General features: G+C 72.1%; 16 protein-coding genes. 8 read left to right on the top strand and 8 right to left on the bottom strand.

What is annotated here, in order from left to right:
• Positions 1 to 23: 23 nt before the first annotated feature.
• Both SJY07_RS08215 and SJY07_RS08210 read right to left on the bottom strand, forming a co-directional pair.
• On the bottom strand, positions 24 to 386 hold the full coding sequence (locus SJY07_RS08215) for a hypothetical protein (protein WP_380158325.1): 363 nt from the start codon (positions 384 to 386) through the stop codon (positions 24 to 26).
• A gap of 4 nt (positions 387 to 390) precedes the next feature.
• The gene (locus tag SJY07_RS08210; RefSeq protein WP_380158323.1) at positions 391 to 1299 is read right to left on the bottom strand and encodes an acetamidase/formamidase family protein; all 909 of its coding nucleotides are present in this window, start codon (positions 1297 to 1299) and stop codon (positions 391 to 393) included.
• Positions 1300 to 1301: 2 nt separating this feature from the next.
• Here SJY07_RS08210 and SJY07_RS08205 point away from each other — a divergent pair, with 2 nt between their 5' ends.
• Positions 1302 to 1694 carry a PPOX class F420-dependent oxidoreductase gene (locus SJY07_RS08205; protein WP_380158321.1) on the top strand — a complete coding sequence of 131 codons (393 nt, stop codon included), beginning with the start codon at positions 1302 to 1304 and terminating at the stop codon, positions 1692 to 1694.
• 32 nt (positions 1695 to 1726) lie between these two features.
• Here the strand turns inward: SJY07_RS08205 and SJY07_RS08200 are convergent, their stop codons facing one another.
• Positions 1727 to 3079 carry an alpha-L-fucosidase gene (locus tag SJY07_RS08200; RefSeq protein WP_380158319.1) on the bottom strand — a complete coding sequence of 451 codons (1353 nt, stop codon included), beginning with the start codon at positions 3077 to 3079 and terminating at the stop codon, positions 1727 to 1729.
• Positions 3076 to 3987 carry a MurR/RpiR family transcriptional regulator gene (locus tag SJY07_RS08195; protein ID WP_380158317.1) on the bottom strand — a complete coding sequence of 304 codons (912 nt, stop codon included), beginning with the start codon at positions 3985 to 3987 and terminating at the stop codon, positions 3076 to 3078. Before SJY07_RS08195 ends, SJY07_RS08200 begins: the two co-directional genes overlap by 4 nt.
• A 226-nt stretch (positions 3988 to 4213) precedes the next feature.
• On the opposite strand from SJY07_RS08195, the gene SJY07_RS08190 reads away from it, so the two are divergent.
• Genes SJY07_RS08190 through SJY07_RS08170 form a run of 5 tightly spaced genes read left to right on the top strand, consistent with a single transcriptional unit; the run spans position 4214 to position 9197 of the window.
• Entirely contained in the window at positions 4214 to 4981 is a 768-nt protein-coding gene (locus SJY07_RS08190; RefSeq protein ID WP_380158315.1) for a sugar isomerase domain-containing protein, read from the top strand.
• 31 nt (positions 4982 to 5012) lie between these two features.
• Positions 5013 to 6419 carry an N-acetylglucosamine/diacetylchitobiose ABC transporter substrate-binding protein gene (gene ngcE / locus SJY07_RS08185; protein WP_380158313.1) on the top strand — a complete coding sequence of 469 codons (1407 nt, stop codon included), beginning with the start codon at positions 5013 to 5015 and terminating at the stop codon, positions 6417 to 6419.
• Positions 6416 to 7345: a sugar ABC transporter permease gene (locus SJY07_RS08180; protein WP_328294737.1), complete on the top strand. Its 930-nt coding sequence runs from the start codon at positions 6416 to 6418 to the stop codon at positions 7343 to 7345. The genes ngcE and SJY07_RS08180 overlap by 4 nt, the downstream gene beginning before the upstream one ends.
• Positions 7346 to 7350: 5 nt before the next feature.
• Positions 7351 to 8238, top strand: coding sequence for a carbohydrate ABC transporter permease (locus SJY07_RS08175; RefSeq protein WP_380162222.1), 888 nt, complete (start codon positions 7351 to 7353; stop codon positions 8236 to 8238).
• The gene (locus tag SJY07_RS08170; RefSeq protein ID WP_380158310.1) at positions 8235 to 9197 is read left to right on the top strand and encodes an N-acetylglucosamine kinase; all 963 of its coding nucleotides are present in this window, start codon (positions 8235 to 8237) and stop codon (positions 9195 to 9197) included. The genes SJY07_RS08175 and SJY07_RS08170 overlap by 4 nt, the downstream gene beginning before the upstream one ends.
• Here the strand turns inward: SJY07_RS08170 and SJY07_RS08165 are convergent.
• Positions 9175 to 9777, bottom strand: a complete 603-nt coding sequence (locus SJY07_RS08165; RefSeq protein WP_328294740.1) for a LysE family transporter — start codon at positions 9775 to 9777, stop codon at positions 9175 to 9177. The genes SJY07_RS08170 and SJY07_RS08165 overlap by 23 nt on opposite strands.
• A 71-nt stretch (positions 9778 to 9848) precedes the next feature.
• On the opposite strand from SJY07_RS08165, the gene SJY07_RS08160 reads away from it, so the two are divergent.
• Positions 9849 to 10703 (top strand): LysR family transcriptional regulator ArgP, encoded by an 855-nt coding sequence (locus SJY07_RS08160; protein ID WP_380158308.1) that lies wholly within the window; start codon positions 9849 to 9851, stop codon positions 10701 to 10703.
• Positions 10704 to 10729: 26 nt separating this feature from the next.
• Entirely contained in the window at positions 10730 to 11212 is a 483-nt protein-coding gene (locus SJY07_RS08155; RefSeq protein WP_380158306.1) for a DUF427 domain-containing protein, read from the top strand.
• A gap of 20 nt (positions 11213 to 11232) precedes the next feature.
• On the opposite strand, the gene SJY07_RS08150 is transcribed toward SJY07_RS08155, so the two are convergent.
• The 3 genes from SJY07_RS08150 to SJY07_RS08140 all read right to left on the bottom strand — a co-directional run bounded on the left by SJY07_RS08150 (position 11233) and on the right by SJY07_RS08140 (position 13581).
• Positions 11233 to 12501, bottom strand: a complete 1269-nt coding sequence (locus SJY07_RS08150) for a cation:proton antiporter (protein ID WP_380158304.1) — start codon at positions 12499 to 12501, stop codon at positions 11233 to 11235.
• Between the two features lie 5 nt (positions 12502 to 12506).
• Positions 12507 to 12773 (bottom strand): GlsB/YeaQ/YmgE family stress response membrane protein, encoded by a 267-nt coding sequence (locus SJY07_RS08145; protein ID WP_380158302.1) that lies wholly within the window; start codon positions 12771 to 12773, stop codon positions 12507 to 12509.
• Positions 12774 to 12960: 187 nt separating this feature from the next.
• Positions 12961 to 13581 carry an L-threonylcarbamoyladenylate synthase gene (locus SJY07_RS08140; protein ID WP_328294745.1) on the bottom strand — a complete coding sequence of 207 codons (621 nt, stop codon included), beginning with the start codon at positions 13579 to 13581 and terminating at the stop codon, positions 12961 to 12963.
• Between the last annotated feature and the right edge of the window lie 31 nt (positions 13582 to 13612).

Here is a 13612-nt window from a genome sequence, read left to right as displayed (position 1 = left end):
GCGCGTCGGAGCGGCGCTGCGGGCTACTGCCCGAACGTGTACCGCAGGTTCGCGTTGATCAGCTGGTTCACCCGGCGACGCAGGTGCCCCAGCGACGACGGCTCGGGGAGCTGGTCCTCGACCAGCAGGGTCCACCGCAGGTCCGTCCCCTGGTGAGCCGCGTCCCACGGCAGCTCGAAGCGGAGCCGCGCGTCGGGTCGGACGGGCCACAGCGACGACCACACGAGGAGGTGGGGCGCGTCGAGGGTCAGGACCTCGGGTCGCTGCTCGTCGTGGAGCAGCTCCAGCCAGGGGCGGTGCGGGTCGCGGTCCGGAGCGAGCAGCGCCTCGCAGACGACGTGCGGGGGTGCGGGCTGGTTCCTGCGGCGGGATCCGGCCTCGAGCACCCTCCTAGCTGGGGTGGGTGCGCCGGAGGGCATCGTGTCGCAGCGCCGCGTGCACGCCCCACGTCTCGTTCGCGACCTGGGTGATGCGCAGGTCCACGCAGGCGCTGAGCAGGGCGAACGTCGTCGAGCGGTCGAGGTCGAGTTCCGCGGCGACCCACGTCACCATGTCGTCGAGCGCCGCGTCCGTCGCGGCGTTGAGGTCCGCGTCGAAGCCGAAGGTCAGCCGCTCGGTCGGGGTCGTGGCGTGCACGGAGGGGAGGGCGGGCACCGCGATGACGGAGACCGTGAGGTCGGTGGTCGTGCCGCACTCCACGGCCGTCCCGCAGACCTCGCCGTCGCCCTGGGCCGCGTGCCCGTCGCCGAGGCAGAGCAACGCGCCGGGGACGTGGACGGGCAGGAACAACGTCGAGCCGGCGACGAGGGAGCGGCAGTCGATGTTGCCGCCGTGCCCGGGGCGCGGCGGGGTCGTCGAGTGCGGGCCCGGTTCGGCCGGGGTCGTGCCGATGACCCCGAGGAACGGGGCGGTGTCCACCGTGAACCCCAGCTGGTTCGTCGCCGTGCGCGCGTCGTCGTCGATGTCCCACAGCAGGTCCGCGCGCTCCGTGATGCCCAGGCGCACGTTCAGCGGGCTGTCCACCGCGCCGGCGGACGTCCACCCCCACCCCGACGTGGTGATCGAGTGCAGGGTGACGGCCAGGACGTCCCCGGGGCGCGCACCCCGCACGGAGACCGGCCCGACGAGGCAGTGCCCGCGCGCGCCCTCGAGGCGACGGGGCGTGGGGGCCCCGGGGTGTTCCGGTCGCCGGAGGTAGCCGCGGGCGTCGAGCGCCTCGACGGTGAAGCGTTCGCCGTCGTCGACGACGAGCGCCGGTTCGAGGGCGGGGTCGAAGACGTCGGTCGGGGTAGCGTCCACGCATGGATCTTCCCCCCGAACTGCTCGTCCTGCTCCGTGAACGCGCCACCTGCTACCTCGCGACGACGATGCCCGACGGCTCGCCCCAGCTCACCCAGACCTGGGTCGACACGGACGGGACGAACATCGTCATCAACACCGTGCAGGGCTTCCAGAAGCTGCGCAACGTCGAGCGGGACGGCCGGGTCGCGGTCACCGTGGCCGATCCGGCGAACCCGAGCCGCTACTTCTCCGTGCGCGGCCACGTCGTGGCGTCGACCACGGAGGGAGGAGTGGAGAGCATCGAGGCGCTGTCGCAGAAGTACCTGGGCGCCCCCTACCCGTGGTTCGGGGGCCGCGACCAGGTGCGCGTCGTCCTGACGATCGCCGCCGACCGGATCCACGCCGTCGGCTGACGCGTCGTCCTCGCCGGGAGGGACGGTCCGGCTCAGGCGGTGGTCGTCCGGATCCCCGCCAGGACCGGTCGCGCGCGGAACCGTTGGAGCACCACGTCGACCCGGTCGGCGAGCACGTCCGGGACGTCGAGGATCCGCAGGTGACCGACGACACCGGCGCCGCCCCGCCACACGACCTGCCCGGACAGCGACAGTTCCACCGTGAACTCCTCGATGCGCTGACCGTGGTCGAGGTCCTCGGCGAGGTCCACCGAACGCAGCCGCAGCGGGGCGGCGAAGGTCAGCGTGGTCCGGGGCCTCCCGTCGACCTCGGAGGTCGAGACCACGGCCTCACCGGAACGGTCGGCGGCCCGGTGGGCGCGGATGAGCTCGCCCAGCCCGTGCAGGGACGCCACGTCGGGGGCCGCCAGCACGCCGTCGGCGCGCGGGGGGACGTTGAGCAGGAAACCCGCGTTCCCGCCGACCGAGGCCCGCCACAGGTCGAACAGTTCCGCCGCGCCGCGCACCTGCCCGTCCTCGCTCGGGTGGTGGAACCAGCCGGGCCGGATGGAGGTGTTCACCTCGGCGGGGTACCAGACGCACTCACCGGCGTAACCCTCCAACGCGGCGCGGCTGCCGAGGTCGACCTCGTCGGAGCGGACCGCCCGGGAGAACCCGCCGTCGTCGGCCCGCTGCGAGCGGGACGCGACCCGTTCGGCGTCGCGGAGTTCGTGGGGGACGACGCTCCACTCGTCCGGACGGGTCTGCCCGGCCTCGTTCCCGCACCAGCGGACGTCGGGGCCGCAGACGCTGATGACCGCGTCCGGTTGCAGGGCACGGATCACCCGGTGGTAGCGGTCCCAGTCGTAGGACTGCCTCCGTCCGTCCGGACCCTCGCCGTCGGCGCCGTCGAGCCAGACGCAGAACACCTCGCCGTAGCCGGTGAGCAGTTCCGTGAGCTGGGCGACGAAGTAGTCGTCGTAGTCGGTGCCCGTGCCGTACCGGGCGTCGGTGCGGTCCCACGGGGAGAGGTAGACGCCGAACGCCAGACCGTGCGCGGCGCACGCGGAGGCGACCTCGGCGACCAGATCACCACCACCCCTGCGCCACGGGCTGGCGGCGACGGTGTGGGCGGTGTGGGCGCTGGGCCACAGGCAGAACCCGTCGTGGTGCTTGGCCGTCAGGACCACCCCGCGCATCCCGGCGGCCGCCATCGCCGTGACCCAGCCGTCCGCGTCGACGTGGGCGGGGTCGAACAGCGCCGGGTCCTCGTGGCCGAGCCCCCACTCGCGGTCGGTCACGGTGTTCATGCCGAAGTGGACGAAGCCGTAGAACTCCAGTTCTTGCCAGCGCCGCTGCCGGGCGGAGGGACGGACGCCGGCGAGGTAGCGCAGGTCGAGGCTCACCCTGTCCGCCGCCGGGGTCGGGGGGCGCGGACGGCGTGGTCCTCGGGGATGTGGTGGGTCAGCGCGCGGGCGGCGCTCGCCCGGTCGTAGGTGAGTTGCGCGACCCGCACGTAGAGGCAGTCGATGACGAACAACTGGGCGTGCCGGGCCGCGAAGGGACCCTCGCGGAAGGTCGTCCCGCCCGGTGCGACGGTGAGCACCACGTCGGCGGAGCGGGCCAGGGGGGACCCGGGTTCACCGGTGACGGCGATCGTGGTGGCCCCGCGCCGGGCGGCCAGGGCGGCGGGTTCCACGACCTCCCGGGTGGCGCCGGACACCGAGACGGCGATGACGACGTCGGCCGGGGTGAGCAGCGCCGCCGACGTGGTCGCCGCGTGGACCTCGGTCCAGTTCCGCACCGGAACGCCGATGCCGAACAACCGCGAGTCCGTCTCCGCGGCCATCGCCGCGCTACCGCCCACGCCGTACACGTCGACGCGACGTGCCCGGGCCACGGCCTGCGCCGCCCGTTCCAGCGCGACCAGGTCGAGGCGGCGGGCGGTGTCCTGCAGGCTGCGGACGTCCGCGGCCGCGACGACCGCGACGACCCGTTCGAGGTCGTCGTGGGGGAGGATGTCCGGCCCCACCTCGGCGCCGCCCCAGACGGGGTCGCCGGCGCGGCGTCCCTGTTCGCGGGCCAGCAGCAGGACGAGTCCCTGGTACCCCTCGAGCCCGATGGTCTGGCAGAAGCGGGTGACCGCGGCCTGCGAGGTCCCCGCACGACGCGCGAGTTCCGCCGCGGAGCAGCGCTCGACCGCCTCGGGTTCGGCGAGCACGAAGTCGGCGACCTTGCGCAACGACGGCGGCAGTTCCGCGTGGACGGCGAGGATGCGCTGGGCCGGGTCGGGACCGTGGGTCGACACCGTCACCTCCGGTTCTCCACTGGTTGACCGATGCACCAGCACGGTCGTGCGACGGAGAGTAGCAGCGGATCCCGGTGCGGCTCGGGATCTCCGGTGTCCGATCACACAGCCTGCCACGCAACACGAACGTAACCAGGATGTGACGGGAAGCCCTTGACTTCACCACCTCCGTGGATGAAACATTCATCCACCCGATGTCGACTCGCTGAATCACCGACCCAGGAGTTCCGCTGTGGCAGCCTTCCCGCAACACGTCGACGAGTTCCAGCGGGAAGTGGTGTCCCGTCTCGAGACGCTCTCCGCGCTCGCCGGTTCCGGTGGTCTCGACGCAGCGATCGACCTGCTCAGCACCTGCATCTCCACCGGCGGGGTGGTCCAGGCCTTCGGCACCGGGCACTCCGAGGGGTTCGCCATGGAGATCGCCGGCCGGGCGGGCGGGTTGATCCCGACGAACAAGGTCGCCCTGCGCGACGCGGCGCTCGTCGGGAACCACGCGATCGCCGAACTCACGGGGGAACCCCCGCTGGAACGCGACCCGAACATCGCCCGGGACGTGTTCGCGACCGTGGTCCGCGACCCCCGCGACGTCTTCGTCATCGCCTCCAACTCCGGGGTCAACGGTTCCGTCGTCGGGCTCGCCCTGCTGGCCCAGGAGCACGGTCACCCGGTGATCGCGGTCACCAGCCTCGCCCACACCCACGCCGTGCAACCCCAGCACCCCAGCGGGAAGCGCCTCGCCGAGATCGCCGACGTCGTCATCGACAACCTCGCCCCCTTCGGCGACGCGACGCTCGACTCCGTCGGGGACGTCACCGTCGGTGCGGTGTCCTCGCTCACCTCCGGCTACATCGCCCAACTGCTGACCATCGGCACCGTCGCGACCCTCACCGCCCGTGGCGAGGAGGCCCCGCTCTACGTCTCGGCCAACGTCCCCGGTGGGCACGACCGCAACCTCACCTTCGAGGCGAGGTACGGAGACCGTCTGCGCCGCAGCGCTTGAACCCATCGTCCGCAGTCCGAGAGGAAGCACCGTGAGCGAGTCCCCGTTGTTCCAGCGTCGCCGGTTCCTGGGTCTGGTCCTGGCCGGAACCCTCGTGCCCGTCGGCCTGAGCGCCTGCGCCGCCGGCGGCGGCAGCGACACCCCCGCCGACTCCGCCCCCACCGGTGAGGTCAGCGACACGAACCCCTTCGGCGTCGGCGAGGGCGCCGCCGTCGAGGCCGTCATCTTCGACGGCGGGTACGGCACGGACTACGTCAGCGCCGTGGCCGCCGCGTACGCCGACCTGCACAAGGGGGGCAAGCTCACCGTCGCACCCTCCACCCAGATCTCCCAGCAGATGCAGCCGCGCTTCGTCGGCGGAAACCCCCCGGACCTGCTCGACAACTCCGGGGCCAACGCCATCGGGCTCGCCACGATCGCGAAGCAGCTCGAGGACCTCGCCCCGCTCACCAAGGCCAAGAACACCGAGGGCACCGTCATCGCCGACACCCTCTACCCGGGGATGCTCGACGACGGCTACTACGACGGTCGCCTCGTCCAGCTGAACTACGTCCTCACCGTCTACGGCCTCTGGTACTCCAAGTCGCTCTTCGACGCCAACGGCTGGAAGGCCCCGACGACGTGGGACGACGTCCTCGCGCTGGGCGCCCAGGCCAAGACGGCGGGCAAGTACCTCTTCTGCTGGGGCAAGGAGGCCGCGTCCTACTACCTCACCCTCGCCGTCGAGTCGGCGATCAAGGAGGGCGGCGACGAGGTCCGCGTCAAGCTGGGGAACCTCGACGCCGACGCCTGGAGCCACCCCGCCGTGCAGGCGGTGTTCGCGAAGATGGAGCAGGCCGTGCAGGCCGGGTACTTCCTCCCGGGCGGCGCCGGGACCCAGTTCACCGCCGCGCAGGCGCAGTGGACCCAGGGACAGCAAGCGGTGCTCTACCCCTCCGGTTCCTGGATCGAGAACGAGATGAAGAGCCAGACCGCTGCGGACTTCCAGATGACCGGGTGTCCCGCGCCCGCGGTGTCGAGCGGGGCGGCGATGCCGGCGGAGTCCTTCCACGCCAGCGCCGGGGAGCCGTTCGTCGTCCCGAGCCAGGCGAAGAACAAGGCCGGCGGCATGGAGACGCTGCGGCTGATGCTGTCGAAGGAGGGCGCCACCAACTTCGCCAAGGCCAAGCTCTCCTCGACCATCGTCAAGGGCACCGTCCCCGCGGACGCGTTCGGTTCCACGGCCCTGGCGTCCCAGGTCGCCATGCTCGACGCGGCCGGCGAGAACACCTTCACGTTCAACTTCAACGACATCTACGGCTTCACCAGCCAGAACAACGTCCTCTGGAACAGCTTCCTCTCGGGTGAGCTCGACGCCGCCGGTCTCACCAGCGGCCTGCAGAAGCAGTTCGACGACACCCGCGCGGACGACTCCGTGGTCAAGGTCAAGGTCTCGTGAGGACCCGCCGCAGGCTGACGTTCGACCGCGTCAGCCTGATGGTGGTGTTCCTCGGGATCCCCGTCGCGCTCTACCTGGCCTTCGTGCTCTACCCGTTCACCCAGGCCGCCTGGTACTCGCTGACCTCGTGGTCGGGGTTCACCTCGACCCAGCAGTTCATCGGCCTCGACAACTACGTGCACCTGGCGCAGGACGACCTGTTCCTCAAGGCCGTCGGCAACAGCCTCGTGCTCCTCGTGGTGGTGCCGATCGTCACCCTGGTGCTGAGCTTCGCCCTCGCCTGCCTGCTGACGTTCGGCGGGTCCTCCACCGGGGCCGTGCGGGGACTGTCGGGGTCGTCGTTCTACCGGATCGTGTCCTTCTTCCCCTACGTCGTGCCCGCGATCGTCATCGGCATCATCTGGGGCCGCGTCTACGACCCGAGTGCCGGGTTGCTGAACGGCGTCCTCACCGGACTCGGCCTCGAGCGCTTCGACAAGTTCGCCTGGCTGGGCCGTTCCTCGACGGCGATGCCCGCCACCGTCGCCGTCATCGTGTGGACGTTCGTCGGCTTCTACATGGTCCTCTTCGTCGCGGCGATCCGCGGGATCCCGGCCGAGACGTTCGAGGCCGCCCGCCTCGACGGCGCGGGCCGCTTCCGCACGGCGGTGTTCATCGCCGCACCGGGGATCTCGGGCGCGCTGCGCACGGCCTACGTCTACCTCGGGATCTTCGCCCTCGACGCGTTCGTGTTCCTGGCCGCGCTGAACCCCGACGGCGGTCCGGCGAACTCGACCCTGGTCATCACCCAGCAGATCTTCAGCACCGCGTTCAAGGACGGCCGCTTCGGGCTGGCCTGCGCCATGGGCGTCGTCCTGGCGCTGGTGACGTTCGCCTTCACCGGTCTGGTGTTCGGCGTCGCCCGGTGGCGGGAGAAGCGCGCGTGAGCGGGGTGACGCAGCGCCCGCGGGTCCAGCCGGCGCCCACGGCCCGACCGGTCCGCGGGACGGGGCGCGGGGAGCGCGCCGTCGCCGTCAGCTCGCACACCGTGCTGGGGATCTGGTCCCTGCTCGTCCTGGTACCGCTGCTCTGGACCATCGTCTCCAGCTTCAAGACGACGAACGAGATCTTCGCGTCACCGTTCTCGCTGCCGCAGGAGTGGCAGTTCCAGAACTACGTCAACGCCTGGCGGACCGCGGGTATCGGGACCTACTTCCTGAACTCCGTGATCGTGGTGTCGTGCGCGCTGGTGCTGACCATGGTCATGGGGTCCATGTCGGCCTACGTGCTGGCCCGGTTCCAGTTCCGCGGCCGCACGCTGATCCGCTACCTGGTCGTCGCGGGTCTCACCTTCCCGGTGTTCCTCGCGGTCGTCCCGTTGTTCTTCATCCTGCGCCAGCTGGGTGTCCTCAACACCCTGCCTGGTTTGATCATCAGCTATGCCACCTACGCCTACCCGTTCACGGTGTTCTTCCTCACCAGCTTCTTCGAGGAGCTCCCCGGCGAGATCGCCGAGGCGGCCTCCATCGACGGGGCGAGCGAGTGGCGCACGTTCTTCCAGGTCATGCTCCCGATGGCCGGGCCCGGCATGGCGTCGGTCGCGATCCTCAACTTCGTCGGGCTCTGGAACCAGTACCTGCTGCCGGTGGTGCTGAACTCGGACCGGCAGAACTACGTCCTCACCCAGGGGATGGCGTCCTTCGCCTCCGCGGCGGGCTACGACGTGGACTTCGGCGCCCTGTTCGCCGGGGCGGTCACGACCATCGTGCCGGTGCTGGTCGTCTACCTGATCTTCCAGCGACGGTTGCAGGGGGCCGCGTCCGCGGGCGGGCTCAAGTGACGCGGTTCCTGCTCGCGCTCGACGCCGGTGGCAGTTCGACCCGCGCCCTCGTCGCCACCCTCGACGGACGTCCCTGCGGGCGGGCGGTGGCAGGGCCGGGGAACCCGACCGCCGTCGGCGCTGCCGCCGCGCTGGCGGCGGTGCGCAGCGCCGCTTCGTCGGCTCTCGCGCAGGCGGGGCCCGGGGAGGTCGTGTCGGCGGTGCTGGCCGCGGCGGGTTCCGAGCGCGTGGTGGCGTTCGAGGACCTGCGGCGGGTCCTCGACCTGGCGCCGCACGCGCGGTTCCGCCGGGCCTCCGACCTGCTCGCGATGTACTACTCCGCGGCCGTCGAGGACTCCGGGGCGGGCCTGATCGCCGGGACGGGTTCCGTCGCGGCGCGGGTCGTCGACGGGGACCTCGGCCGCGTCGTCGGCGGCAACGGCTGGCTGCTGGGGGACGCCGGGTCGGGGTTCTGGATCGGGCGGCGGGTGGCCCGGGCCGTCGCCGCCGCCCTCGACGGCACCGGACCCGCGACGGAACTGCTCGGCGCGACGTTGGAGACGTTCGGGCTCGACGACGACCGCCGCCCGCGCGAGGGGCGCCCGTACGTGCTCGGCGAACTCGTGGACCTCGTCTACGCCCAGGACCCCGTCGGCCTGGCCCGCCTCGCCCCGGTCTGCTTCGCGGCCGCCGGGGCGGGGGACCGGGTGGCGGCGGGGATCGTGTCGGGCGCGCAGGGCGAACTGGCCACGCTGCTCGACGCCGTCGCCGGGCCGGGACCCCTCGTCGTCGGCGGCAGCGTCTGGCGGTTGGGCATCGAGCGCACCGGCCGGTCGGAGGCGTTGCAGCGTGCGCTGGCCGGGCGGCAGGTCGCCAGCGCCGACGACGGGCTGCTGGGCGCCGCCGTCCTCGCGCTGCGCGAACTCGGGCACCCCCCGACGCGTTTGCGCGAGCAGCTCACGGCGCTCGCAGCAGGCTGACCGCGAGGACCGTCATGATCAGCGCCACCCCGAGGTCCAGTACCCGCCAGGCGGCGGGACGGGCGAAGAGCGGTCGCAGCAGTCTCGCCCCGTGACCCAGGACGGTGAACCACACCAGGCTCGCGAGCATCGCGCCGGCGGCGAACCACCAGCGCGCCCCGCCGTGGGTGGCGGCGACCGACCCGAGCAGGACCACCGTGTCGAGGTAGACGTGCGGGTTCAGCCAGGTGAGGGCGGCGGTCGTGGCGAGCACGGTGCTGAGGCGCGCAGGTTCCCCCGTGGTGTCGGCGCGCAGGGCGCCGGGGCGCCAGGCCCGGCGCAGCGCGAAGGCGGCGTAGGCGAAGAGGAACGCCGCGCCGACCCACCGCACGACCTGGAGGACGTCGGGGGAGCGGGTGAGGAGGGCCCCGGCGCCGCCGACGCCCGCGGCGATGAGGACGACGTCGCTGGCTACGCAGACCGCGACAACCGCCCCGACGTGCTCCCCGCGGATCCCCTGTTTGATCACGAGGGTGTTCTGGGCGCCGATGGCGACGATGAGGGAGAGGCCGAAGAGGGTTCCGGCCAGGAACGTGAGCACCCTCCGACGCTAGAGAGCCGAGCCCGACGACTCCAGCTCAGGATCCTTCACCGGCATTAGCATCGCTGTTCGTGGACCTCGACCTCGGACAGCTGCGGGCGCTGGCGGCGGCCGTCGCCGAGGGCACGTTCGAAGCCGCCGCCCGTGCGCTGCACGTGACCCCCTCGGCCGTGAGCCAGCGGATCCGGGCGCTGGAGTCCTCGGCCGGCCGGGTGCTGCTCGTGCGCTCGAAACCCGTCGTCCCGACCGTGGCCGGCCGGACGGTGCTGCGGCTGGCGCGCGAGGTCGAACTGCTCGCCGCGGACGCGGGACGCGAACTCGGCGAGGCGTCCGGGATGCCCGTGCTGCCCGTCGCGGTCAACGCGGACTCGCTCGCGACCTGGTTCCTCGCGGCCATCGCCCCGCTGGCGGGGGACTTCTGCTTCGACCTGCGCCGCGAGGACCAGGAACGCACCAGCGAACTGCTGCGCGACGGCAGCGTCGTCGCGGCCGTCACCGCGCAGGCCGAAGCGGTCGCGGGGTGCTCGGTCACCCGCCTCGGGTCCGTGCACTACCAACCCTGCGCGTCGGTGGACTTCGCCCGCCGGTGGTTCCCCGGCGGGGTCGACCGGGACGCGCTGGCGCGGGCGCCCGTGGTGGTCTTCGACCGCGACGACGACCTGCAGGACGACTGGTTGCGCGGGTTCGGGCACCCCCTCCCGCCCCGTCACCACGTCCCGGCGACGGCGGACTTCGGCGAGGCCGTCCGGCGGGGCTTCGGCTGGGGGATGCTGCTCCCGGCGCAGATCGGGGCCGCCGGGGCGGGGGAGCTCGTCGACCTCGCGCCCGGCGGCGGGGTCGACGTCGTCCTGCACTGGCAGCGGTGGAAGATCCGTTCCCCGTCGCTGGACCGGCTCGGCGACGCCGTCCTCGCCGCCTGGCGCTGATCCCGTCCCGGCCGCACGCTGTGCGGGTGAGCGAATCCTGCTGGGACTACCCCCGTCCGCCGCGCCTGGAAGTCGCGACGCGACGGGTGCGGATCCACGACCCCGAGGGTCGGCTCCTCGTCGACGTGGCTCCCGAGGAGGGGCGAGCGTGGCGGGTCCTGGAGACCTCGCACCCGCCGACGTACTACGTCGCACGGGACGCGGTGCCCGCCGACGCGATCGCCCCCGGGGACGGCAGGTCGTGGTGCGAGTGGAAGGGACAGGCGTCCTACGTGGACCTGCTCGGCGCGGACGGGCAGGTGCTGCGACCCCGCGCCGCCTGGACCTACCCGCGGCCGACCCCGGGTTTCGAGGCCCTGACCGGCGCGCTGGCGTTCTACCCCTCCGGGGTGCGCTGCCTGCTCGACGACGAGGAGGTGCTGGCGCAGGAGGGCGACTTCTACGGCGGGTGGATCAGCTCCGAGGTGACGGGCCCCTTCAAGGGCGCACCGGGCACCATGGGCTGGTGATCGAGTAATTGGGTGACCCGTCAGAGGTGGGTGCCCGCGACGTCCCCGCGGTGGTCGGTGGGGGCGTGGCGGAACCTCGCCGCGTCGAGCCTGCGCACGATCGGGCCGGCCGTGAGGCCGTGGACGAAGACCGACAGGGCGATGGTGAAACCGACTGCGGCCCAGAGCTCCTCGCCGGGGAACTCGCCCTCCCCGAGGGCGTAGGCGAGGTAGAACAACGAGCCGATGCCGCGGACCCCGAAGCTCCCGATGACCCAGCGCTCGCGGGGTCCGCCGGCGGTGCGGGCCAGGCTCAGGTACCCCACGACGGGGCGGATCACGACGATGAGCAGCACGCCGACCAGGGCCAGGCGCCACGTGAGGGCAGCCAGCAACCCGTCGGTGAGGGCCGCACCGAGCAGCAGCAGCAGCCACGACGTGAGCATGCGCTCGATCTGCTCGACGAACTCGTGCGCCACCTTGTGCGCCCCGTGGGCCCGCTCGGCGGAGCGGATCGTGCAGGCGGCCACGAAGACCGCGACGAAGCCGTACCCGTGGACGAGTTCGGTGACCCCGTAGGCCAGGAAGGTCACGGCGAGGGCGGTGAACCCCTCGGCGTTGTCGGCGAGGCGCAGCGACGGGAGCGGGGAGTGGAAGAACAGTCGCCCCAGGACCCAGCCGATGAGCAGGCCGGAGGCCACGCCGACGACGCCACGGAGGGCGACGTCCTCGAGGAACCAGTCGCGCAGCGCCACGACGGACAGTCCCGTGCCCGCGAGGACGACGGCGAGGTGCACGATCGGGAAGGCCGCACCGTCGTTCAGGCCGGCCTCGCTGGTCAGGGCGAAGCGGACCTCGTCCTCGGTGTTGTCCTCGTCGGCGGGTTCCCCGACCTGGACGTCACTGGCGAGGACGGGGTCGGTGGGGGCGAGGGCCGCGCCCAGCAGCAGGGCCGCGGCCACCGGCAGACCGGCCAGCCACCCCGCCCACGCGACGGCCGCGATCGTCAGCGGCATCGCCACGGCGAGGAGCCGCCAGGTGGACGCCCAACGGCGCCACCCGACGGCTCGGTCGAGAGCGAGACCCGCCCCCATCAACGAGATGATCACGACCAGCTCGGTGACGTGCTGGGTGGCCTCGCGGTGCTTCAGCGGGTCGACCGACGGCAACCCCGGGACGAGGCCCAGCAGGACCCCGGCCCCGAGGAAGGCCATCGGCAGGTTGACCGGGAGCCGGTCCACCACCCGCGGCAGCAGGGCCGCGACGAGGGCACTGGCCCCCGCGAGGGTGAAGAGGACCGGCGACAGCACCTGGGTCAGCGACGACGGCCGCGGAGCGACCCGACGATCGTGACGCCGACGGCCGCGACGACGACCTGGAGGATGATCTCGATCCAGTCGATGCGCGGCGTGTTGTCCACGCCGATCGCGCGGGCCAGCGCCGTGCCGATGAAGGCCGCCACGATGCCAACGATGATGGTCAGCAGGATGGAGATGTTCTGGCGGCCGGGCAGGACCAGGCGCGCGAGGACGCCGATGATCGCTCCGATGACGATGGCCGAGATGATTCCGTCGACGTGCATGTGTTCCTCCAAGATCAGTTCAGCCCACGGGATCCTGTGGGCCTGGCGCAGAGACGGTGTTCGTCTCCGCGGCGCGGCCGAACCCTGTCACGAATTAGCCGTGATCGCCCGCTGAACCTGGTGTGACACACGCGGTCACGACTTGGTCACAGGTCCCGGCGACCCCCGTCGCCCGCCCGGACCCGGGTCAGGAGAAGCGGTCGGGGTCGCCGGCTCCGACCCGGACGACCTCGGGATATCCCTCCGACCAGTCCACGACGGTCGTCGGCGACGTCCCGCACTCACCGGCGTCGACCACCGCGTCGACGACGTGGTCGAGTTCCTCCTTGATCGTCCAGCCGTCGGTCAGGGGTTCCTCGTGGCCGGGCAGCAGCAGGGTGCTGGAGAGCAGGGGTTCGCCGAGTTCCGTGAGCAGCGCCCGGACGAACCGGTGGTCCGGGATGCGGACGCCCACGGTCTTCTTCTTGGGGTGCGCGAACCGCCGGGGGACCTCCTTGGTCGCCGGCAGGATGAAGGTGTACGGGTTCGGCGTCGCGGCCTTGATGGCACGGAACTGCGCGTTGTCGAGGTGCACGAACTGCCCGAGCTGGGCGAAGTCCGAGCAGATCAGCGTGAAGTGGTGCTTGTCGTCCAGCTGCCGGATGCGACGGATGCGGTCGGCGCCGGTGTGGCTGTCGAGGCGGCAACCCAGCGCGTAGCAGGAGTCCGTCGGGTAGGCGATGAGGCCGTCCTCCCGCAGCACCGCCGCGAGTTGCGCGATCGACCGGGGTTGCGGGTTCTCGGGGTGGACCTCCACGAAACGCGCCATGACCCGACTCTAGAGGAGTGCGGTCCGGGTC

Source organism: Kineococcus sp. R86509 (assembly GCF_042466365.1).
Lineage (GTDB): Bacteria > Actinomycetota > Actinomycetes > Actinomycetales > Kineococcaceae > Kineococcus.
Note: the sequence above shows the minus strand (reverse complement) of the source record. Positions and strands in the feature narration are given on the sequence as shown.

Coding starts and splice junctions, on each gene's coding strand:
- SJY07_RS08205 (WP_380158321.1), top strand. CDS start 1,302: ATGGATCTTCCCCCCGAACTGCTCGTCCTGCTCCGTGAACGCGCCACC.
- SJY07_RS08145 (WP_380158302.1), bottom strand. CDS start 12,773: ATGCACGTCGACGGAATCATCTCGGCCATCGTCATCGGAGCGATCATC.
- SJY07_RS08140 (WP_328294745.1), bottom strand. CDS start 13,581: ATGGCGCGTTTCGTGGAGGTCCACCCCGAGAACCCGCAACCCCGGTCG.